Raw genomic sequence first — 23,227 nt, forward strand, 5'->3', positions numbered from 1 at the left:
ATAGGTTTGCTAAACGGCGCTTTCTATCAGTTGACTATTGAAGAGTTGCTAAATATTGTTGAGGCGTGTGATGGGAGTTAGGAAAATACACAAGCGGCGTCAGTTAGATTCAATCTCTGATAACAACTTAAGTATTAATTACAAAAGTGTAATTGAGCAAACAAATTCATAGAGCAGAATATCGCAAAGATTTTCTGCAACTGAGATGACTTTTGGCAAGTTTTTGAGAGGTTATGCCAATAGTCTTATCAATCCTTACTTAGAGAATATGATTAACTAATGCACCTACATCTCTTTATTTTTAGTGAATACAAATGACTAATGACTAATTAGAAAAGACAATCCTCACCAGTCAATGTGTAAGCTTATTTGCAAACAGCTTACTGCTATATTCACTAATGCAAATACAAAGTTACTAGCATCAATTTCAACAGATTGAACGGTAGTGCTACAGTGAGTCACACAAGTAGAAAAGAAGATGAGGAACACACTGTTGCCATTACTGGATACAATCTCCCTGCGAAATTGAGTTTTGCTTGAGCTAATCAATCACCAATTAAAAAATGTCTGTCAACTTGAGAATTTCTAACATCATAGTTTCCTTAACTTTTTGATCAACCGATTAGCAGGGTTGATTGCACCCCCCAAGACAACAAACCATCTTGTGATATTCGCTTTGAATGAATTCTACATTTATCAGTTATGGGAAAACGTAACAGAGCTTACAGATGGGGAACTCTGGGGGAGTGGGAGAGTGTGGGATGATTATCTTGGTAGGTCAAACAGAACTGTGGTCATGTAATGTTCTGCCCAAGCGGAGCCAAAGGCTTTTTCTAGTACGCGGCGGGTTTTGTCGTTTTGCTGCTGTTTGGTGCAGTAGTTGTGCTGTCCTGCAATAATTTGCGTCATTTGTTCAGGTGAAACTGGGCTAGAGGCGATCGCTTGAGTGCAATGAATCTCTAAAAAGTCCTGCACGCGCGTGAGAAACATCTTTTCTTCTTCTGGAGAACTGGGACGAACAAAGATGCAAAAATCAGAAAAAATATGTCCCCATTCAGGTAATTCACGAGGTTGGGAAAAGTCAAGCGGTGTTAGCTGCACCAGTGCAGAGGTATAAGATTCTGGTAAAGTGCGCTCTAGCTGTACAGGAGAAAGGTCTGCGATCGCCGCGCTAATTTGACCCCTACCTCCAACTAAATCACAACCAAACATCGGCAGATTGTATTCTGGACGAGGAAACATGACGCAGTGCAAAATATCCAGCATATTTCCTATTTTCGCCAGTTCTAAGTGCATTTTTCGGAACTGGGGTGTTTGATAGCAACGGTTTTCAATCGTCAGCTTTTCCCCCTCAAGCCTACCTTCCACATACCCCAATTCAGCAGGTAAATGGTAAGGCGACAGATCCAGATGCTTATGCCAAGCTGCCTCAATACAATCAGCTAGCTGACGAATTAGGGGATGTTGTTGCTCACGCAGCGAGGGTAGAGAAGTAAATGACATATCGTGGTTGAGAAAACGCTATCTAGTTGCCAGTCTACAACTTGCCGTGCAGCTTCTGTTATGACTTGCAATATAAGCAAACAGTTACGCTCAGTCTACGTAAAGTTATGAAACATTGACTTTTCAAAAATAATATTTATTTTGTAGTCTAGGTTACAGAAATAATTTTAGATTAGCTAGCCGCTTTAGGTTAATACACAGCTATGAAACTAGATTCTGAGAGACCAGATTTTGCAGTAAAAACAACAAGACGTAAGCTGGAAGGTTTGCAGCAGTTTCCAACTTTTACATGGGTAAACCTTTTGCAACTTCCCAACCCCTTTAGTTTTGATGAAGCACTTTTATTGTGTCCAATTTCTGAAGACGAGTGGCTGGCTTGGATTCCAGATCATGGGGAAGCAGTACTTAATATTGGGCAATTTAGTTATTAGGGGCATTGGGGAGCCAGTCTCGTGGGCGGCTCCGCCGACTTGAGAGAACTGGCGTCATTGGGCAAAGAGGAGAAGGAGAATAACTAACTACTGACAAATGACCAATGACCAATGACCAATAACTAATGACTATTGCCAAAAATCAGTAACATCGTACTCTAGTTCCGCCAACATTCGCCGCAGTAGGGGTAAACTGAGTCCAATCACATTGCTATGACAGCCTTCTATTTTTTCTACGAATAGGCTACCAAAACCCTCAAGGGCAAAAGCACCAGCACACTTAAGGGGTTCACCTGTGGCTACATAGGCATTAATTGCTTTGTCGCTCATTTGAGCAAAGTAAACCCTTGTTACCTGAGATTTTACTATAGTGCGGTTTTGGGTTAGGTCAATCAAAGCGTGACCTGTGTACAAGTCACCAAAGTTACCTTGCATTATCTGCCAACGAGCGATCGCTTCGGCGGTATCCACTGGTTTGCCATGAATCTCACCATTCAAGGACAAAACCGAATCACAACCCATAATTAAAGCAGATTCAAACTGCGGGGCTACAGTTTCCGCCTTACACTGGGCAAGAGTTGTGACCAATTGTGCAGGCTCACTTATTTGGATTTGTGACTCATCAAAGTCACTTGCGCGAACTATCGATTTAATACCAACAGTTTGTAACAAGCGGCGACGAGCTGGGGAAGCTGAGGCAAGTACAAAAGATGGAATGCCCATAGGTAAATAGGGAGAGATGGGAGAGTAGGAGAATCATAACTCTTGACTCTTGTACAGACGCGTAGACGCTCTAAGAGCGTCTTCTCGTAAGAGTATAATCGCGTCTCTCCAGACTAATAAACGGAAAAAGAATTCACAGCCTCGTCCATTATCCGTTGAACTTTTTGCCAACGTTTTTCAGGAATTGAGGCGTTAAAGGTAAAAAGCTTACCACGACTAACAGCGACGCTGGCAATGTTGTGTCTTTGTTGCTGATTAGGAAGTTTGACTTCATACTCTAGAAGGTAATAGATTTTACCGTCAACCTCTCGTTGCGCGGCGTTAACTAATTCAGCCGACCGACCAGAGTCAGGAGGAGCAAGAGCAGCTTTTCCTAGCTTATATCCTACTTCTGTTGGTGTCCCTAGTTCTGGCAAAGTTTTGCCTTCTGGAACAGGGCTAATTACCACAGAGACATTTTCAGACACCTCAATCAAATCATGGAATACTACATCTGGGCCGTTAGCAACTTTCACTTGCACCCAGCCATTAGGATATGAAAACTGATATCCATCATTACTGTCTACAAAGCTTTTGAGTCCACCCGCAGTCGCTACGCCAGAATTACTCAGGCTGAAGCTTAGTACTAATATCAAAATAAATGCAATTCTTTTCCACATCTCTAAAGTTTCCTTTGGGCTGGAGGCAATACAAAGCTAAGTCATTTATCGTTTTTATTCTCCCATTATCAGGGGCGCTACGGATGAAGATGGGTAAAGTGAGAGGGGGGGAGAGGGGGGGAGTGGGGACAAGCGGAAAATTGAGAAAATAATTACTATCAACTCTTGTACAGACGCCATTAATCACGTCTCTACTCCTAACATTATGTTCACAAGTAATGAATTGCGCTGGTTTTACCCTGGCACAATACCAGAAGACATTGAAGTTTGGTTTCGGCAAAACTGTCTGATTGACCAGATGCAACTACCAGAAGTACGGGAAGATTGGTATCTCTACACTCCAAAGTGTGATTTCCTTGGAATCAAACTGCGACAAGGACGGCTGGAAGCCAAATGGCGTCAAGCAGAATTTGGCGTAGTGCATTTTGGTGAATTTGTAGAGGGCAAAGCAGAAAAATGGCGCAAGTGGTTTTGTGATGATCCCACAGGAGAAAGTTTTCAGCCTGCAACCTTTTTACGGACTTCTTCTTGGATTAATGTCCAGAAAGTTCGCAATAATCAACTTTATCAAGTCTTACCCGATTATTCGACACAACCCGTTGCTACCAAAGAACACATAGATAACGGTTGTAGTTTGGAAGTTACGCATCTCATAAGTCAAGATCATGCATGGTGGAGCCTTGCCTTTGAAGCTTTTGGCGAAGATGACCGTCTAATAGGGAATCTTGGGGCGTTAGCTAGTCGGGTTTTCAATACTTATCGAGGGTCAAAGTTACAAGTTGAGGATTCATATGCTTATCCCCATTGGCTAGGGCTGATTCTTCAGTAATTGGTTGCCATAAAAGCAAAAATTATCTTGGTGAGTACTGCCGCAATACGGTTCGGATAAGGTTTTTTAATGAAAGTTATAGATCACAAAGACGCGATAAATCGCCGTCTTTACAATAATCAGTCCTTTGTAGAGACGGCGATTTATCGCGTCTCTTCCCTTAACCGAACCGTATTAGGTACTATAGTACCTAATAAGCTAAATTCTGCTGTATTGCCCTTCTGAATCAACAAGGCATTAAAGTTGATGGCATTTCATACACCAAAGAAGACGCTAAAATACAGGGATGGACGGTTGTATTTTGATATTTAGTCAAGAGTCTGAAGCTCAAGAATTTTTAATTATTGAACACTAAATGTTGACTCTTGAATTTGTAAAACAACTAGTGTCATGTCATCAGTATTTTGCTTATCTGGGCCGATGAATTCTTGAACTTGGTCGAATAGGTAATCCACAATTTCTTGTGGCCCATTGCAATATCTACAAGCTGTGTTGAAGGCAGTGACAAAGTTTTCTTCATCAAAGCGATCGCCACCTGCGGCAGCAGCATCGGTCAAGCCATCTGTATAGTAAATAATTGTGTCCCCAGGCTCTAACTGCGCCTGGGCATCTTCATATTGGCTGTTAGCATCTAACCCAATCAGCATTCCAAAAGTATCTAAACGGCTCACACTTTTTGTGGCTGCGTGCCACCACAAAGGAGGATTGTGTGCGGCATTGCTATAAGACAAAATTCGGTTTTGAGAATTATATTCTGAGTAAAATAGGGTTACAAAGCGATGCGAATTTTCCAAATCTGCATACATAACTCGATTCAAATTTTGCAGAATTCCTGCTGGAGAATTACCATGTAGTACCTCTCCTCGTAGCATTCCCCGCATCATGGTCATTATTAACCCTGCTGGGACACCTTTACCCATCACATCCCCAATTACAAAAGCCCAACGCCCAACGTCCAAAACACTTTGACTAATTGGTTGAATCTGATTGTGATTAGTAGGAATAAAATCGTAATAGTCTCCACCGACGCGATTAGCCGGTTTACAGCGTGCAGCCAAGGCTACCCCAGGAATGGTAGGACATTGACGTGGTAAGAGTCGCCGTTGAATTTCTGCACCAATTTCTAGTTCTTGGTCTAGGCGTTCTTTCTTTCTGAGTTCTACAGCTAGTTCATCGTTTTCGATCGCTACTGCTGTTTGGTCTGCTACTAACCTAACTAACTTTTGCCTAGTTTCTGTCCAAGTGTATTCTGGATCACGGCTCAAGACATAGAGCCACCCTCGTTCTGTATGCTTGACCAGAATCGCGGTACCAAATATTTGCACATCTGGCCCTAAATAGCGATGCATCTGGTCATTTAAAAGCCCTGTGGTAGTTGTTAAAGGGGCAGCATTAGCCACAAGTGTAACTTGACTACTGGCTGTTTCTAGAGCTTTGCGGATATTTCTACGCTGGTGGCTATCTTGCCAGTGCAGTTGCTCTAACCTGACTTGACCATTGGGCTTATAAAGAAACAGCGCACTGCCATCGGCATCTGTTACTCTTGTTGCCATTAATGGAATTAATTCCAAAAACTGATTTAAATTATTGAAACTTCTAAGAGCAAATCCTAAAGAACTTAGCAAATCTTGGATTTTGTTTTGTTCCCGATGCAACCGTGCCACAAGTTCTTTGAGTGCCACGACTGGTGTGACATCCGTCGCGGCACTACTATTGCTGTCAGTGGGTTGAGAGGGCAGTTGAGACACAGGCACAGGTACTATTGCACTTTAGAAAACTAGGTTTTAGATTACTTAAGATTACTGATAAATCCTTTGGTTTTGGCATTGCTAAACCATATTGAGACAATATCTGTCACTTAGCAAGAGTATAAAGACGCAAGGTGTGGTTTTTATGAGTATTGTAATTGCTTATTGCATTCATGGCTCAATAATTAGTAATTCCAACTAATGTATTTTTAATTAAAACTCAACCTGAAAAAACCAGTATTTTCGATGAGGCTCTAGAAAGCTTTTTATTCTTTCATAACTTAATTGGCAAATCATACATCTATAGTCAGAAAAATACTTTTGTAAACTAATAATCGCTAAACCTTTGAGTGTAAGTGTTTGGGCATAATAAGCCGGGAGGTAGAGTAGCTTTTGGTTAAGAATATGTATAGCACCTATGTCACCCTTGTATTTATAGAAAACAGACTTACAATATCCCCAAAGTAGAAAATATGCAAATAATCTTTCAAATATTTAATTAATATACCTATAATTGCTACGATGCTTGCCGCAACTAAGTTTTTCCATTTTAAATCTCTGATTTAGCGAATTTTAAATTGCTAAAGATGTATTTTAGCTTACTAAAAAAATAACTAGAACTCACATCTGGCATCGAAGCTACTAAAATTCCCTCTTGTCTAAAACTAAAAATTTTTGATATAGGCTCAAGATGATGTACAGCAAGCATTTAAGCGGTTTTTATTCCAATAAACAGTTCTGATCCCTACCTTACGGGTACGTTGAAGGTAGGGACTGCCACGATACGTTCAAATGAGCAGACCAGAACGATTAGTTCTAAATTTATTGAGTTTGTCAAACTAAAATTTGAACTATAGATTTTTCAACTAGTCATTTAACCACTCAAAAGGGCTTCAACAAACTCATAACTGGAAAAGGGACGCAGGTCTTCAATTCCTTCGCCAGCACCAATGAAGCGAATGGGTAAACCCAACTGTTGCACAACAGCAAGGGCAACACCTCCTTTAGCAGTGCCGTCGAGCTTGGTTAATACTACACCACTTAGTTGGGCAGCTTGGGAGAATACTTCAGCTTGTCGCAATCCATTCTGACCTAAAGTGGCATCTAGAACTAAAAGTGATTCTACTTTGGCATTTGGAGCTTTTTTATCAATAATTCGCCGGATTTTACTGAGTTCATCCATTAAATTTTTCTTGTTTTGCAGTCGTCCAGCAGTATCTATCAGAAGTAACTGTGTTTGACGTGCTTGGGCAGCAGCGATCGCATCAAATACCACTGCTGCTGGATCTGTATTTTTGCCAGGATTAGCAATGACTTCTACACCACTTCTGTTACCCCAAACCTTTACCTGTTCCACAGCCGCAGCGCGGAAGGTATCTGCTGCTCCAATTAAGCATTTATAGTCAGATTTCTGTGCAAGGTGGGCAATTTTACCGATAGTGGTGGTTTTACCAGCACCATTGACCCCCGTAATTAACCAAATGTTTAGGATGTCTTTTTCTGGAGCCAAACTAAATTTTTGGGTTGTTTTGCTTGGTGCATCTAGCATATCCCGCAGGATTTTCTTCAGGAATGCGATCGCCTCTTCTGGTGCAGTAACTTCTTCAAGCAGTTTTTTCTGTAAGGCACTGATGATCAAGTCTGTCGCCTCTACACCCACATCAGCTTGCAGCAGCAATGCCTCAATTTCTGACACAGCCGCTTGGTTGAGTGGCCCTTGACCAACAATCGCCTTGAGTTGGTTGAGAATGCTACGACGAGTTTTGTCTAACCCTTGCCGCAGTTTTTTCAGCCAAGTAATTTCTTCAATAGAAACGTCTTCAGGACGTCTACCTTGGGCTGCTAAGACTTCCGCTGACCAGACAAACCCTTCATCAAATGTCAGTCCGGGAATTTCTTCTGTGGTCTCTGGCGTAGTTGTAGCTACTGGCTGTATTACGTCCGGTTCTGGGACTTCAATCGCACTAGCTATCAGTCGTTCCTGCTTGGCTTGCCGTTCTGCTGCTGCTCGTTCTAAAAAGGATAAAGTTGCTGGTACTGTTGGCTGTGTTGTTTCTGGCGTGGACAGTGGTTCGGTGGGTGTTGATTCAACTTCACTTACCGTTACCTCTTGACCGGAGACATCTGGCTCATTAGTAACTGCTGCAACTGAGGAGTTTTCTGTAGTATCTTCATCTATAGCAGGTTCTTCAGTAGTTGTGGGAACAACGGCAATATCTGCTGCTTCTGGCTGTGTTGTTTCAGTTACCTGCGTAGTTGTAGTTTCTGAAGTTATCGCAGCAGGTTCCTCAGTTACTTCTACTTCAGGCGTTGCCGTTTCTGCGGTTTCAGGTTGTTCTATTGGCGCTTCAACAGATGCTGAATCAGCCGAAGTTTCTACTGGCTGGGATTGCTGTTTTTGTTGAATATTTTTATAAGCCGCTTTAGCAAATGCCAATAAATCTGCACCTGTGTCTTGTGCAGTTTCTGCGACTGTTGACGTTTGGGTTGGCTCTGGTTCGGGTTCTTTTGCCGGAGGAGTTTCTTGCTGTTCTTGCTCAGAGGGGATATTAGAGGAATCGTTATATTGACGACGGAACCAATTAAAAACCATTGCAGCAGTATTAGTTGTTATGTGAGTTATAAGTTATCAGTTATAAGTTATGAGTTTAATTTAACTTTGGACTCTTTCTTGGAGTAAAAACTGCCGGGTTATCCTCACCTCACCTCTAGGCATCAGTCTGCTCAACAGTAGGAAATTTCCCCAGTTACAAGCGGAGGAAACCTCTAATCAGAATTCTCTCCGCACGCAGCTAGTTCTTTTTCACTCTCAATTCCAGACTTAGCATTCATGTAGTTTCGGGAGTGAGGATGAAATACTATGCAGTTTGTTTCTGCTCTGTGACTCGGCGTAAAACACCGTTAATAAATCGATGACCTTCGTCTCCACTGTAGCGTTTGGCTAGTTCCACAGCTTCGTTAATGGCAATGCTTTCTGGAACTCCTAAGAACTTCATTTCTGCCACAGCAATTTGCAAAATATCTCGGTCAATTTGGGCGAGGCGGGTTATTTGCCAATCCACTAAGGCATTAGAAAGCAGTCCATCGATAATGTTCCGATTTTCGTTGACTACAATCACAATCTCTTTAGCGTAATTGCGGACTCCCTTGTCTTGATTAGCTAGCTGGATCAATTCTGGGAAATCAACTGCTGTACCTAGCTGATTGATTGCTGTTTGGGTGTAAGCGATCGCTTCTTGGAGCATTGTTCTAGCAGTATTCAGGTCTGAAGCCCGTGTTTGGCTACTTAAAAGGCGATCGTTACTACGTTGCAATTCACCGGCAGCATTGTCTAGGGTATCTTGCACTTCTGTGGTCAGAGTGCGTACTGCTCCTAGTACCAACTTGGATACTAGTTGGTCATCTTGCAATTTATCCAATTTTTTCGGATTGATTGGCAGCTGACTAAGGCTTAAAAGTGCTAACTCACGAGCAATTTGCTGGGGTTTACGAGGTTGCATAAAACTGAGGGGTGATTGTGCGAGAACTGATTAAGCAGGAGGGACAAACTTATAAGCCTATCAATTTTGGCACAGTCAAACAACAACGTTATCTATCTGAGTATGACTTTGCCAAAGGATTTTTAAGTTTCTTCAACGTGGATAATCTGCTGCTTGATTTCGTCGTGGTTTACTTCTAGTTTGGACACTGTGGTTAAAACTAGGGGTGTATTGGGGGCGACAATGCCACCAGACACAACTATTTTAAAGGCGTCTTCAATCGACATTGAGAGGTTCACTACCTCGTCCTCTGGAACTACTGCATACCACCCAGTAGTAGGATTTGGCGTAGTGGGGATAAAAACGCTCAGCATAGGGCGAGACATCTGAGCTTGGATCTCAGCACTAATTGCACCAGTGACAAAAGCGATCGCCCAAATTCCCCGCCGGGGATACTCTACTAAAATTACACGGCGAAACCTCCCATTTGAATCCTTTAGGAGTGTCTCTAAAAGCTGCTTCAGAGTTTTGTATACCTGTCCAGCTAAGGGGATCGCTTGTAATAATCGTTCACCAAAATCTAGCAACCACCGCCCTGCAATATTCCGCGCCATCAAGCCGATGAGGAGAATACTTAGTAGTGGCACAGCTAATCCTACCAATAAATTCAGTATGTTCACTAAGATGGGGTGCAGCCCATCAAAAGGATTTAGTTGTTTAGGAATTTGAGTGAGAAAGTTGATTACCCAATTGGCAATAGTAATCGTTAGCCAGATAGTGGTTGCTAGTGGAATTATTACCAACAAACCAGCAATCAGGTCGTTTTTTAAATCCTGTTTTAGGCGTTCGATTACCAAGTCCCGATTCTCCTTGTTTAGGCTAGAGAAACTTTTATTATTGGTATTCATACCAGCAGAACTGACAAATCGCGAAGACTTTACTGGAGGTAAAAGATGCTACAGGCAAAGTGTTGAAACAGCGGATAGCTTGACCACTACTGCAAAAACACGTGCCTATTGCTGGAAATCAGCTATTTTTCTATAAGCATACACGTAGAGATAATACCAAGCCGATGGTGGCTAGTTAGTCTCAGAGAGTGTTACTTTTCTTTATAAAACTTGTAAATCATTGTTGCAAGCCTCTTAGGTATTACTAATCTACCGCGCTCAATCAAAAGCTGCTAATGCTTCTGAAAGCATTACTGGGTGAACTCACGAGTTGATTTGTCTAGTAAGTCGCTTACATCTGAATAAGAACAGCTTTTATGAAAAATTCTATTAAATATTTTTAAAAAATTAATTTATGAAATTTCACCCTGTAGTACTGCACTCTTAGCAAGTAAGGATAAAAGCTCAAGGAGTAGTGCAACTTATGTTGTATTGCAAGAAATGTTGACAATCAAACGAGAAAAGCTAATTGTAGTTGCCCCGTTCTACGTAGGGCTACCCTGATCTAAACTTCAGTTTTTGAATTTTATTAAGCGATATCAACTTGTGTAGTTTCTGAAGCCCCGCGTTGCACCAGTTGCGTACTCTCATCTGTAAAAGTCGCTTTTGTGTCTAAGGCTGTTTTGGGTAGATGCTTCAGTTCCCAGACTTTGAGCAAAATCAGGTATTCGTAGAATGTCTGTAATGTACACCAAGCCATTCCAGCGCGGCCATCTAAACAGCCACCCAAGATAAAATACATATAGAAAAAGCGTAGCAATGGTCTAGCAGGTAAACGCAAAGATAAATCTTTTAGGGCGCGGCGTCTTTCAACTTCTGACTTGCCAAAGAATAAATCTCGCCAGCTAACCTTTCCTTGTTCTAGCTGATACAGTGTTTCTTGAGCTTCGTCTGTGGAATAACGGTTGTGTTTGTCAATCCAGCGGCTTAAGCCTTTGCTAGAAGTGTAGTGAGGATAGGTTTGTTTTAAAAAGCTAGTTGCGCCGTCACAGACTTCTCGTTCAGTATGACCGTAGTCTGTAAACCAGACTTTACCGTGGCGGAAGAGGCGCATTTGATAACGAGGATACTGGGTGCTGTAGCGAATCCAACGATTCATGAACATCACCCGTTCGGCGACATAGTAACCGATGTAATTTGGACTTTGGATTGCTGTTTCGCCTTCAGCAAACAGTTCTGGGGTCATGCGTTCATCAGCTTCTAGAATATAGACCCATTCGTGCTTTGGGGGAATAGATTCTAACATCCAGGTGCGTTGGCGTCCGTGGCTTTCAAAAGCGTGTTGGACGACACGGATGGGATAGCGGCTGGCGATTTCCACAGTGCGATCGCTACTGCATGAATCTACGACAATAATGTCATCTGATAGCATCGCCGACTCTATACAAGCAGCGATATCTAACTCTTCGTTATATGTCAATATGTAAATTGAGAACATTACCAGATTTTATAAAGATTTAACTAAGTATTAATTACCTTTTTATTGTTATTAACTATGAGGCACTTGGCAGTATGAGCCACCAAAAATTTTTTGATGAGTCCTACTGCCCTACCAATAGTGGACTAGCGTGCGGCAGCTTTACGTCCACCACCTTGTAAAGCACCCAAGCTTCTTAATCCTGTCCAGCCGATGATAATGTAACCAATAGCTAGCAGCAAACTACTAATCCCAATCCGTAGTCCAGACTTCCAAGCGTTATCTTTAGCTTGTTTCTCTGCTTCGTCCCGGCGTTGGCGAATTTGGTTTAGCCTTTGATTTGCCAGTCCTTGAGGATCTGTTCGCTGCGCGATAAATTTGTCCAGTTCCTGGGGATTTGCTTTAAACTTCTTGAGTAATTCTTTCTGGTCAGCGGGAACTTGAGGGTTCTCAAGTGCTTGCTTATATTTTTGGTCATCTTTAAGCAAGTCAGTGAACTGAGCTTTAGCTTGGTTTCGCAATTGTTCTAGCTGAGCCTTAGCTTGATCGCTGTTCAGTTGTGCTTGCAATTGTGTTAGCTGTCCTTTGAGTTGATTTTCTGCCTGCTCTGCATCTTGGGAGATTTGATTGACTGTTTGAGCCTTAGCTTGATTCACATTGTTAAGGTGCAGGGGAAAAATCAGTAAGAACATTAGCCCTAAAATACTTGATAAGATGAGGGCGGGAAATCTTAAATCGATACCTTTGGGGCGATCGCCTCCAGTATCAGCACTATCAAACCAATATGCTGCAAACAGTACACCTAAGCCCACCAGAGGAACAATTCCTCGATCAACTAGGGCTGTTGCCAAACTGATTTGCCATCCCCGATCAGTTGGTTGAAAGGGTAACAACAGAATCAGAAAGTCAACAAAAAAGGACAAAATGCAAATTATTCCAACTACCTTGAGTATCAAGGCAGTGTTCACGGAAGCAAAACGATTAACCATAATTGGTTTGGAATCAGAGTAATTGTCATATTTAAAGTTACTTGAATATTGTTCCCATGACCGTAACTGTTATATATATGGAAACACAAGGCATATTTTAGACAAGTTGAGATTATCTACTTCTTAGTTTGAAACTACACCACAGTAGCATCTGTAATCTCCGCTGTCTTCAGAAATATCTAGTGTTATAAAATACAATGTAACTCTAAATACTAAAGGATAAGGCTAATTTATTACCTCACCTTGGACATTTTTATACTTATCCTCAAGGGTTTTTTCCCAAATTGGCAGATCCTCTGGACGATCAATATCAGCTAACGTAAGTAAGTAGGCGCATTTTAAATTAAGTAACTGAGCAATATCCACAGTTTTTTGGAATACTTCAGCAGTTCCCCACTTGATGTTAGCGAATAACTCAGGGATATGTTGCCGCAAACCAATCAAGTAATAGCCACCATCAATTGCAGGGCCTAAAACGAGATCAAACACTTGCAGTTGTTCAAAAGCTGTAGCTAGAATCTTGGCATTTACCCCAGGACAATCTGTACCAATGATGATTACTTTTTCTGCACCAGATTGAAAAGCGTCAAATAGCGATCGCGCCATCCGTGAACCTAAATCCCCTTCACCTTGAGGCTGGTAAACCAAACCAAACCCCAACCAATCTTGCATGAGTTGCAAATCGCCACCTGCAAACCGCACTTCTACAGATATATCTGCTGTCTTTTGTAATTCTTTAACCTGAAAGATTGTATGTTCTGTCATCTGCCGTTGAAGATTGGCAGCACCAACAGTTCCTAAAGCAGGTATCAATCGGGTTTTTGTCTTCCCTGCCTCTGGATAGCGGGTGAAAATGATTAGGTGCTGTTTTGGTCTTGTTTGTAAGTTCAGCACGCAATACCTTATCTGAATAGCTAAAAATATTTTAATAGCAATACTTTTTGTTTGCGTTGGGTGTAGTGTGGTCTTTTCCCATTCGCATTGCCCCTAAAATCGTAGAAACATAAACACAACGTTTAACTTTACCACCGTTCTGACTATAGAGCGTTATTTGCCCTAGTGTTCTTAGTGATGTTTTGGTACACTCATCTCCAACTTTGTAAACGGGGCAACCTTGGTAGTTAAAGATAACTCGCCAGACTTGCTGTGACGTTTGTTTCGGTAGGGTTGTCTCGTTTTCACCTTTTTGATTTTGCTCTTTATCAATGCGAATATGCTGATCAAGTTTATTCCATAGATTGTCATTGTTTTTAACAGCATCAGGAATAAATTTTCCCGCTTCTGCTCGATGAATAGTCCATTGCACGATGCCATTTTGTTCACGAAAGCTAACTTGCCAAGCCAATTTTTCCTTGGTAGCTTGGCTTTGAGCTTGGCGCATGGCGCTATGAAATTCATGTTGGGCAGTGTTGAGGCGACGAATATCCACAAAAGCTAGCCAGCTGGGTAGCGCGATCGCACTTAATATGCCAATTGTTACAATAACGATGAAAATCTCTGGCAGGGTAAAACCACTACTAGAGTGATTCTTCAATGAAGTTTTTGTATGAGCTAAAAATAGAAGATGCACCAAAATACTTTTTATAAAAAAATACACTAAAGTATTAATTACTAATCTGGAAAGTATGCTTGCTGTCTATAACAATAAAAACTATTTGTTTAAATAGCCATTTTTCCAAAGATAAAAGTAACTAACAAAACTACTTAAAAATAATTGCATCTCACAAGATGCAGCCAGATCAGTTTTAATCTTGAAACGATATCTTAGTAAGTGTAAAACAATTTTACGCAAATCATTTATCATGTAAGCTAAAAAAACCACTGGTTTAGCCCAAGGTTTTATATTCACCATTCGGGTAACGTAACGGCTAAGTCCGATGCCTCGAAAAAAAGGAATCAGATACTCTTTTTGCAGACGCCAACTTGGTATTTTGTGATAAATTTTCATATCCGGGTTATACCAAATTTCCCACCCAAATTTTTGGATATAAGATAACATTTCTAAGTCTTCACTAGTAAGCATATTACCAGTGACTCTACCAGTCAAAATAAACTTATTGGGTATGCTTTCTAACCAAGCTTGTCGTCGCACAACCAGTCCAGCAGAGGGGGGTAGTAGCTTTTTAGATGGTTCATGTAATAAAGGCAAATCACCTCGCTCTGTAATTGCCAAAAATGGAGCGATGCGCTGAAAATTCTCTGGTGGTTGTACTTCCCATATAGGATGTATTTGGCTACCATAAGCCCCTGCCTTTGGATGCTTTTGCCCAAAAGCATAAGCTGCTGCTACCCAGCTTGAATCTGGATAGTTATCATCATCTAGAAAGCCGATCAATTTACCTCCGGCTTCTTTAATTGCACGTTTACGCGCGTATGCTGCTCCCTGTTGTAATTCTAAGTAATATTTTAAGGGATAGGAGCATTGCCATTTTTCTTGATAGCTTTGCACAACTTTTGCAGTGTTGTCATTGCTGTTATTATCTACAACAATTATTTCCCAAGAAAAGTTTTCAGTGTAAAGTTGGTTTATAAGTCGTTCCAGCAATTCAGGCAAACGACTTTCCCCGTTATAAGTTGGGATGGCTACAGTAAAGTCAACGTGCATCGTCATTGCCCTACATATAAAAACTCAATTTATACATCAATTTTGAACTTTAAATGAGTTTACAGTATTCAGTTGATTTACTGAATTTATGGATAAACTTATATTATAAAGTTTTAGTCACATTTAGAATCTTTTTCAGTTTGTACTGAACCTAAGATAGTTTTTACAATCACGCATCGCTTAAGATTAGTCTCTTGAGTAGGTTCTCCAGTTTTAGCGACAGCTACCGCCACAATTAAGCCTTTATTACCAATATTATCGTTTTGCACAGATGTTATGCTACTGCTATTTGTTTTCACTAGCAACTCCAAAGCACCAGTGTAGTCAAAGGTAATAGTTTTTGGTGAATTAGGGTCGAAAGCACCGACGGGGTAGTCTACAGGAATGGGGCTAGCGGTTGCGGTCATGTTTCTATTAGTAAGATTTGTACCAAGCACTATTTGTCCTGGCTGAATTCCTAAATCTCCGCCCAAATAACGCCAATAGTTAGTGGGGGCAGAATCTTTGGGATGGACGGCAATTTGTGGAATGTTGTTATCAGTTCTAAAGCTAACACTGTAACCAAGTTTTCGTTTTTTAGCTTCTCGTTGAGCTTCTTGGAGTGCTGACAATAGAACATTGTTAGCCTTGTTCACCTTTTGTCTATTGACAAAGGTAACCCAACTGGGAGCAGCAATGGCTGACAAAACTCCAATCATAGCTACCACTACCAAAAGTTCAATCAAGGTAAACCCAGCATTTTTTTGAGCAAGGTGGGAAGAGCGAACTGGTTTTTCAGTCAATACCTTTTTAGGGATTTTATGTAATATTTTCTCTAATACTAGGCTATACATAACAGGTTTCTCTTCACTAGCTAAACAAGTTCAAAATTTTAAGTAGATAAATTAAACGAAGTAAAGATATTGGCATTAACTAACAGTTCGTTGCCTAACTACTAGTTATTAGCCGTCTTGATACATATCTATTTATATAAGCCTACTTATTTAGTAAATAAAGACCCAATTCCTTGCACTCGTATACTTGCCTGGGGAAAATATATTTTTCTACTTTCATTAAAATCCAAGTTTGGCTCTTGAATACGAGCAAGGGCATTACCACGTAAATAAACTTCCGCTACAGTTTTATCTGAGTTAACACAGGCATAAAACCCTCGTGTTTTAACGTTATCTGTAGCAACAGCATCCCCACTACCAGAAAATTTTGGAACCATCTGTGGTTGCTTATCAGGGTCAGTAACACTAGGATCAGCTTGACAACTGGGAGGTACGAGATTTGTTGTAGTATTTATCGTAGTTTGATCGACGTAATCAACTAAAGGCAAAATATCTTGGGTGTAGGTCTCACTGCTTTTCTGCGTCCATAGATTCATTTTGCTCTTAAGAGTTCCTTCGTTACTCAAGTCAAACATCTTAAAGCCAGGGTCTCTAGTGCTTTCTTTTTCCGTATCAGTTTTTCCATAACCATTACTGATTTGAAATCTCCCAATCCGAGCTGCCTTAGACCATGTAGGATCATTGTCTTTAATCAAATAATAAGCAACTAAAGAGTAGACAAAGGTATCATCTGTTACACCAGTGGCAACAGTAAGTCCATTTTGAATGTACTGTCGCTTCCAGAACACAAGCACAGGGAAAAATGTTTTTTTATCCGCTGTAGATGACTTAGGTAGCTGACTCCTAATAGCAGCTATACCATCAGCGTCGTAAATGTAAACTGACTGTTGCAAGTCTCGTGCAATATAGTCAAGTGCTGCTTTGATTTCTTGCTCAGTATTTGCTTTAGCTTGTTCCTTGCGATCAGTGTCTAGAATATTAAGCATAAATCCTAACAAAGGCGTGATTATAAGGAAAGCTATAATCATGCCTACCAGTAACTCTATTAGAGTAAAGCCATCTATTTTTCCTTTTGCTCTAGGATGTTTTAGCTGATTAATTAAAAGCCACTTAAGCGGTCTCATAGTACTGAGTTTTCCATTAAAGTTGCAGAGTTTAAGAGCATTGAGATTGAGCAGGGGGAGCAGGGCTAGGAGATGGAGTTGGAGAAGGTTGTCGCAGACGATCGCAGAAATCACTAAATGTGACTCCTTTTGTTATTTCTGTTGTTATTTCTACTAATGGTGTTTTGCGATCGCCTCCTCCCCCTGTGAAGGTCGGTTGCTTACTAGGTGCGTTTTTCAGGACGCCACCATCGCTGCTAAAGCCATCTGCCCTGTAAACACGTATCCCCAACTGATACCCCTTTGTAGGATCAACAATATTGGTAGTAGTTCCGCCACTAGTTACAGTAGCTTTGTTATAGCGAATCGCTTGAATCACAAAGTTGTTGGTACTAGTGGTGGTACAGTTATTGCCATCCAACGAGACACAATACAAATTATTTGCAGGTGAAGTACAGTAAGCATTTGCCGTACAGGTTAAGCTTCCTGCCGTAGGAGCTGCGTAGGCTGCTATATCTGTACTGTTTGTAATAGGAGAATTAGGAGCAGTAATTGTTCCAGAACGAACACCATCTATGTAGCTTTTAGCAGCATCAGTGGCTGTTTCAATACGCTTTGCTTGCACCCGTGTTGCTACAGATAAGACAATCACAGGTGCGATCGCTGTGAGTAAAATTGCAACAACTAGAATAGCTACCAATGATTCGATAATGGTGAACCCTGATTGACTAGATAAAGATGCTTGTTGCTGTTTGTGATGAACCATAATTCAGCAATTTAGGTAGGTTATATCAAGGACAACTAGGACGTTGGTCTGAGCTAACAGCGTATTTGTAGTTAATTGCAGTGGGAGTAGTAACGTTATATGCAGCAGCAGCGTTGTCGTAGCCACCAGTACTATCAACTTGGGCAGCACATAACAAAGTTTTCACCCAGTTGTCGTCTCGCGGCACTTCTCTATAAAACTCATTGGGAGGGCTGAGTGTTGGTGCAGTAAAGCGCTGAGAGAACAAGTCAGGTAGCTGTGTTAACAAGGCAACATCAAAACCCCAAGCACGGTTAGGTGTGATATAGAAAGGTGAACGACCCCAGTTTTTACCACTAACGTTATTTGAGTTAACTCGATAACCTTGTGGATAACCAAAAATTGCTCCTGAAGTGCTTAAGTAGCCTAGATCGTCGTTATTATAGTCCGCAATCAACCCCTGCCAAGGTGCTGTGGCATAGGAACTGCGTTTGAACTGAATAAAAGAGCCACGAGCTGTTAAATCTCTATCTTTCCAATTTTCCAAGAAACGTATAAAGTTTTCTAAACCACCACCAAGTTCACCAGTATTACCTGTAGTGGGTGGACGACTTGGTGTATCACCTTGAGCAAATACAAGATTTGTTTCTGTGGCTGTAGCGCGTTGAAACCAATCACCATTATTAATGACTTTATCGCCGTTCTCACCCTCTTGGAGAGTATCTGTATCAGTTGGTGTTTTAAAGGGAAACTGAATTTGTAATACTGGCACCAACAGAGGTTGTTCTGTTGCTCTAGTTCCAGTTAAACTGCTCGCATTTAAAATTGATAAAGGATAGTTAGCAGCATAGTTCTTTGCTCCTGACTTATTGGTTCTAAACCACAGAGCATTACTTTGTGTGCGTGGTCTGTTAGGGTTACTAGCAGAGCTTGAAGTATCATATTTTTGGTAGGGAGTACCAGCGATATGAATAGTATTAGAAAAAGGAAAATAATTCACTTGTTTAGATCCCCCATTCTCAAAGATGCCCAAAGGAATAGGGGTTTTATCGTCTGGATCTAGTACTAATGTGTTTTCTGCTCCAGTTATATCAGTACCTCCCTTTTTTACTGTTAGACCAGCAGTGTGTCTTAAGAAAGCAACTCGTCTGGGGTAACGTTGAATTGCTGAATCAGCAGAATCTGTTGCTGGTCTTGCTGTTGTACCTGCTCGTAGTTTGTTGGTCTCTATTGATGTGATGCCAGCATCAGCTATGGCTTTAACTAATTGATTAGCTTTAATGTTTTTCTCTGTTGCGTCAAATCCACCATCATTTAAGTCATAGCCAACTACCCAGTCAGTAGGTGTACAAGCTGTCACCGTTAGCTTCGGGCAAATTTCCATGATGTACTCAGAAAACGTCGCCCGGCGCTGAACTGGAGTAACAAAGTTGTTGAAGTAAGAAGAATAAGGATAAGGATTAGTAGCATTAGGTGAGAGGTTTCCTGAAATACTAGATGTCGATGAGTAAGTACTATCTTGAAAGTCACGGCTAGTAACGAAGTTGTTATCCCAAAAGCCATTGATTTTAGTTGCAGATGAGGCTGTGATTTGACTAGCTTCAGCAACACCAGTATCAGTTTTGTTATTGTTACCATTTAGATCAAAGCCAAAGTCAGATTCATTAACATTTCCTAATAAACCGTCGCCGTTGGCATCAAAATTAGGCAGAAAAACTGGATTGCCAACGTTATCAACTGTGTCGTAATTATCATTTAAGTCGTAGTCGCCATCACTACGGTAGCCTTCTCGGAAATTAGCAGACAACACAGTAATAGCATCAGCCAGTACCGTTGCTGGTCGCCATGATTCACCAGTGTCACAGCTAGTAAACTGACCTTTGCGGCAGGCAAAGTTTGAGTTAAGAGCAGTGGCAGTGGTACTACCACGAGAATAAAAGTTGTCCCAAGTACTATCTAAATTTTGTAAGAATTCTTGCTTGGTGTGTTTATTAAAATCACCTTTAACATATACAGGCAGGTCAGATGCTAAGATTAAGCCTTTCTCCTCTGGTTTATAAGTAGCGTTACGGCTTAAATCCCCACCATTAATCAGCATAATGCCGTTAGGTCGCCGAGTAGAGTCTAGCTTAAAGTCTTTGGAACTTAAATCTATAAAAGTTTTACGTTCCTCTTTATTCGCGAAAGAGTTTGGATTGCTAGTACTGCTTAAATCTGGTAGTGCATCATCACGGGTAGCATAAATAATGCCACTATTTGGAAATAGAAATTCTCCACCAGTCTTAGATTTGGTTTTTAATGAACCTAAATCTAAGACTGTGGTACGAATTTCTAAAGGCTGACGAAATTCTATATCCAAGTCGTATTTTATAGCGCTTGAAGAGTAAGGCTTATCAATCGCCTTAATCTGTCTGGCATCAAGCAAAGTTGTTTCCCTGATAGCGCCATGTGGAACTGCGGTATTTGTGGGCGCTCCAATAGAACCATCCAAGATTTTTAAAGCACAGACAGCAGAATCAATTGCTGATTGCTGGGAAAGGGTAAGATTTCCAGCATTAGCTAAAGCATCCTTAAGGGGCTTATTTACCCAGCGTCCATTGGGGTATTTCAGCGATGCTTGGTAATTTAATGCTGCTGTATAACCGGTCGTTGTCAGGGAAGAAGCTGAATAGACAATACCGTTGAGAGATTTGTTACTTGTATTCGCAGGACTTTCAGGATCAACTGCGGATACTCCCGTTAAGCTTGTTAGAGCATTACCTGCAATGTCTGTAGCTCTATTTTTTGCTGTAATGCTATTGGTGGGGTCGTAGTAACTAGCAACACAAGCTATGGGAGTTTGATAAGTGCTTGGAGTCTTGGGATCGTAAAATGAATCTTTGTAGTGATAAACTGCTGTAGCCCGCATTTGCAGATAGGGTGTATTATCATCGGGCAAGCCCTGATCCTTACTAGTAACACCCACTGGCATTGTATCTGGCCAGACTGTATCTTTTGCAGTACTAAAATCGCCCATAGTAGTGAAACCAGTCGGCAAGTAAATTCCTGCGCCAGTGATGACTCGCAAACCTCCAACTACATCCAAAAGACCTGTGGGTTTTTGAGATGCTACCTTTTCCCAGAATTCATCCCTATCTGTATCGCCAAAATCATCTAATTGGTTAGCTTGGGTGAAGCGCTGACGAGTGTTGGTATTGTTATCCCACTCCTTACCAGAAATGTTCTGTCCTTTGTCTGAACTAACAAATTTAGTACCGTCGTACCATAATTGTGGTAAGTTGTTGCCTACTAAAACGCGATCGCCAATAAGTTTTTCTTCATCTAGTGTGAGAGCTTTCAGAACAGCTGGGTCTGTCGCTGCTAGCTCAATCTTATTGGTACTAGTCCGTGCTTTAATCCCTATTCCAGCATAACCACCAGTCTCTGTTGTGCCATTACTGGGATTGAAGGGGAAAGCCCATACGTCCTGTGGTCGTAGAGCATCTCCACTTCCTTGAAGTGGGCTAGTTGTTGTGTAGTCATAAGCTCCGGTTCCAGTTTTCACCAGCGCATTACCACCAACAGCCACCTCTGCATAGGGAACACGCCGTGTCCGCTTTTTGAAGTAAGTCTTTAGTTGATCTGTCTTAGCATCAGTTGCTGATAATGTGGCATCAGCCTGTTGAGCGCTGGTAATTCCATCTTTAACTTCTTTGGGCAAAGATGCCGTGCTTATACTACTAGCTGCATCCACTAAGCGTTTAATTCGCTGAGCATAGGCCGCATCGTTATAACCTGCTTGATTTCCGTAAACAGTTTCAGGTACAGTCTTATTGCCGTTGTGAATATTAGCAGAACCCCCTGAATAAGGTTTTTCGTCTTTAAAGAAATCTACTACTACACTAGTACTAGTATCAGGGGATGTATTTGTGTTTTCATTTATGCGTGTGTTGACCACATTGCCAGCAACAACAATTTTGCTGTTTTCCTCTGTGTAATAGCAAGAGTAAGGACTGCTAACTTGATAAAATCTCACTGTATTTCTTGTTAGCAAATTACCATTAGTGAAGACACGTCCATTAATCTTGATTCCACCTCCAGGTGAAATTTCTAAATCATTTTCATAAATGACAGCGTTGTTGCTTAATGGAACCCGCTCCCGGTCTTGCTGATACTCTAGCGCGGCAAAGCCTTTATTACCTGTAAACTTCTTATATTTGGTATAATCAGCGCCCAATGCAGCTGAAGTTGGCTCCACTGTAATAGGCACAGTGGTTGTATAGACAAAAATACTTCTTTTCAGCTTACTACCAACTTTATACCAACCTTGACTGCCTACTAAGTCGGCACTAGTAGCAACATTACTCACACATCGACCACTTGTAGCGCCTTCATCCATTGGTTGCGCTCTTGCTTCTAGAGGGCTTCTAGCTCTGGTAGTAGTAGGAGTCCGAAAGTAAATGCCATAGATAGTGAAGCTATCAAAGTAGCCGTCATTGTCAGTATCAACAGGATATTTCCAAACTGACTTGAGCGGTTCTTCATTGTTCTTGACCAGCTTCAACTGTGTCTCATCACCAAATGTAAATTCGCTAATGTTGTCGTTGACTACTTGGCTCAGTGAGAAATCTGAGGGGGTTGAGCGTGGTAATCTAGGGTCTTGAAATAGCTTTTCTAATTTTGCTTTTGCGCGATCAAGAGCTGGTGCTGCTGCCCTAAGAACAGTCTCATTTACCCGGACATTACTAGCATTTTTTGAGCGTTCAAAAGACCGAAACAAAATTGCAGTTGTTAACAGAACAACGACTAAAACTACCATCGCTACTGTTGGCAGCACAAAACCTGCATTTGCAGAGCTTCGTCTTCTCTTGATGACAAATAAAGTTCGCAGTAACCAAACAATGCGCTTTTTAATCGCATGGAAAAACTGCTTACTAATTTGTTGGAAGGTTTTTCTTATTGTCTTGAATAGGGAGCGTTTTCGAGACATAGTTGTTTTTTTCAAATAGTTTGTGACAATTTTTTGAATATTTTTATGTTTTTAACCATGCCTGTGAGATAAATTTTAAGGCAAAAGCTAAGGTAAAATTGGTGTAAGTAATTAGTGCATCTTGATTTACAAAATACACATTTTTAAGGTGAGATTATTTACCATTTATTCGGTTTTATCTGATTGCTAACTACTGATTGTTTTAAATTATTTAATTCCAGTTATAAAATAAATTAAGAGCAAAATT

The 23,227-nt window shown here is 41.1% G+C and carries 19 protein-coding genes; 3 read left to right on the top strand and 16 right to left on the bottom strand.

Going from position 1 to position 23,227, the window contains the following annotated elements:
• Positions 1-765 precede the first annotated feature (765 nt).
• Positions 766-1,503, bottom strand: coding sequence for a phycocyanobilin:ferredoxin oxidoreductase (locus WKK05_RS29340; protein WP_341526534.1), 738 nt, complete (start codon positions 1,501-1,503; stop codon positions 766-768).
• 203 nt (positions 1,504-1,706) lie between these two features.
• On the opposite strand from WKK05_RS29340, the gene WKK05_RS29345 reads away from it, so the two are divergent.
• Complete coding sequence (locus WKK05_RS29345) at positions 1,707-1,934, top strand: hypothetical protein (RefSeq protein ID WP_341526535.1); 228 nt, start codon at positions 1,707-1,709, stop codon at positions 1,932-1,934.
• A 129-nt stretch (positions 1,935-2,063) separates the two neighbouring features.
• Here the strand turns inward: WKK05_RS29345 and WKK05_RS29350 are convergent, their stop codons facing one another.
• Both WKK05_RS29350 and psbP read right to left on the bottom strand, forming a co-directional pair.
• Complete coding sequence (locus WKK05_RS29350; protein WP_341526536.1) at positions 2,064-2,657, bottom strand: nucleoside triphosphate pyrophosphatase; 594 nt, start codon at positions 2,655-2,657, stop codon at positions 2,064-2,066.
• A gap of 113 nt (positions 2,658-2,770) precedes the next feature.
• Positions 2,771-3,316, bottom strand: coding sequence for a photosystem II reaction center PsbP (psbP, locus tag WKK05_RS29355; protein ID WP_341526537.1), 546 nt, complete (start codon positions 3,314-3,316; stop codon positions 2,771-2,773).
• 205 nt (positions 3,317-3,521) lie between these two features.
• Between psbP and WKK05_RS29360 the strand changes: the two genes are divergently transcribed.
• Both WKK05_RS29360 and WKK05_RS29365 read left to right on the top strand, forming a co-directional pair.
• Positions 3,522-4,145 (top strand): hypothetical protein, encoded by a 624-nt coding sequence (locus WKK05_RS29360; protein WP_341526538.1) that lies wholly within the window; start codon positions 3,522-3,524, stop codon positions 4,143-4,145.
• A 69-nt stretch (positions 4,146-4,214) separates the two neighbouring features.
• Positions 4,215-4,370 (top strand): hypothetical protein, encoded by a 156-nt coding sequence (locus WKK05_RS29365; protein WP_341526539.1) that lies wholly within the window; start codon positions 4,215-4,217, stop codon positions 4,368-4,370.
• Positions 4,371-4,486: 116 nt separating this feature from the next.
• Here WKK05_RS29365 and WKK05_RS29370 read toward each other — a convergent pair whose 3' ends face one another.
• From WKK05_RS29370 to hpsA, 13 genes are all read right to left on the bottom strand, one after another.
• Positions 4,487-5,899 (bottom strand): PP2C family protein-serine/threonine phosphatase, encoded by a 1,413-nt coding sequence (locus WKK05_RS29370; RefSeq protein WP_341526540.1) that lies wholly within the window; start codon positions 5,897-5,899, stop codon positions 4,487-4,489.
• Between the two features lie 868 nt (positions 5,900-6,767).
• Positions 6,768-8,486: a signal recognition particle-docking protein FtsY gene (gene ftsY, locus WKK05_RS29375; protein ID WP_341526541.1), complete on the bottom strand. Its 1,719-nt coding sequence runs from the start codon at positions 8,484-8,486 to the stop codon at positions 6,768-6,770.
• A 265-nt stretch (positions 8,487-8,751) separates the two neighbouring features.
• Positions 8,752-9,393 carry a transcription antitermination factor NusB gene (nusB, locus tag WKK05_RS29380; protein ID WP_341526542.1) on the bottom strand — a complete coding sequence of 214 codons (642 nt, stop codon included), beginning with the start codon at positions 9,391-9,393 and terminating at the stop codon, positions 8,752-8,754.
• A gap of 122 nt (positions 9,394-9,515) precedes the next feature.
• The gene (locus WKK05_RS29385) at positions 9,516-10,280 is read right to left on the bottom strand and encodes a DUF502 domain-containing protein (RefSeq protein WP_341526543.1); all 765 of its coding nucleotides are present in this window, start codon (positions 10,278-10,280) and stop codon (positions 9,516-9,518) included.
• A gap of 568 nt (positions 10,281-10,848) precedes the next feature.
• Complete coding sequence (locus WKK05_RS29390; protein WP_341526544.1) at positions 10,849-11,757, bottom strand: glycosyltransferase family 2 protein; 909 nt, start codon at positions 11,755-11,757, stop codon at positions 10,849-10,851.
• Positions 11,758-11,882: 125 nt separating this feature from the next.
• On the bottom strand, positions 11,883-12,725 hold the full coding sequence (locus WKK05_RS29395) for an HpsJ family protein (RefSeq protein WP_341526545.1): 843 nt from the start codon (positions 12,723-12,725) through the stop codon (positions 11,883-11,885).
• A gap of 225 nt (positions 12,726-12,950) precedes the next feature.
• On the bottom strand, positions 12,951-13,619 hold the full coding sequence (locus WKK05_RS29400) for a TIGR04282 family arsenosugar biosynthesis glycosyltransferase (RefSeq protein WP_341526546.1): 669 nt from the start codon (positions 13,617-13,619) through the stop codon (positions 12,951-12,953).
• A 31-nt stretch (positions 13,620-13,650) separates the two neighbouring features.
• Entirely contained in the window at positions 13,651-14,259 is a 609-nt protein-coding gene (locus WKK05_RS29405; protein WP_341526547.1) for a prepilin-type N-terminal cleavage/methylation domain-containing protein, read from the bottom strand.
• Between the two features lie 117 nt (positions 14,260-14,376).
• On the bottom strand, positions 14,377-15,336 hold the full coding sequence (gene hpsE, locus WKK05_RS29410; protein WP_341526548.1) for a hormogonium polysaccharide biosynthesis glycosyltransferase HpsE: 960 nt from the start codon (positions 15,334-15,336) through the stop codon (positions 14,377-14,379).
• A 107-nt stretch (positions 15,337-15,443) separates the two neighbouring features.
• Positions 15,444-16,163, bottom strand: coding sequence for a type II secretion system protein (locus WKK05_RS29415; protein ID WP_341526549.1), 720 nt, complete (start codon positions 16,161-16,163; stop codon positions 15,444-15,446).
• A 146-nt stretch (positions 16,164-16,309) separates the two neighbouring features.
• A complete protein-coding gene (gene hpsC, locus WKK05_RS29420) occupies positions 16,310-17,287 on the bottom strand; it encodes a hormogonium polysaccharide secretion pseudopilin HpsC (RefSeq protein ID WP_341526550.1) in 978 nt (325 codons plus the stop codon).
• Between the two features lie 31 nt (positions 17,288-17,318).
• The gene (gene hpsB / locus WKK05_RS29425) at positions 17,319-18,032 is read right to left on the bottom strand and encodes a hormogonium polysaccharide secretion pseudopilin HpsB (RefSeq protein ID WP_341526551.1); all 714 of its coding nucleotides are present in this window, start codon (positions 18,030-18,032) and stop codon (positions 17,319-17,321) included.
• 25 nt (positions 18,033-18,057) lie between these two features.
• The gene (gene hpsA, locus WKK05_RS29430; RefSeq protein WP_341526552.1) at positions 18,058-22,980 is read right to left on the bottom strand and encodes a hormogonium polysaccharide biosynthesis protein HpsA; all 4,923 of its coding nucleotides are present in this window, start codon (positions 22,978-22,980) and stop codon (positions 18,058-18,060) included.
• Between the last annotated feature and the right edge of the window lie 247 nt (positions 22,981-23,227).

Source organism: Nostoc sp. UHCC 0302 (assembly GCF_038096175.1).
Lineage (GTDB): Bacteria > Cyanobacteriota > Cyanobacteriia > Cyanobacteriales > Nostocaceae > UHCC-0302.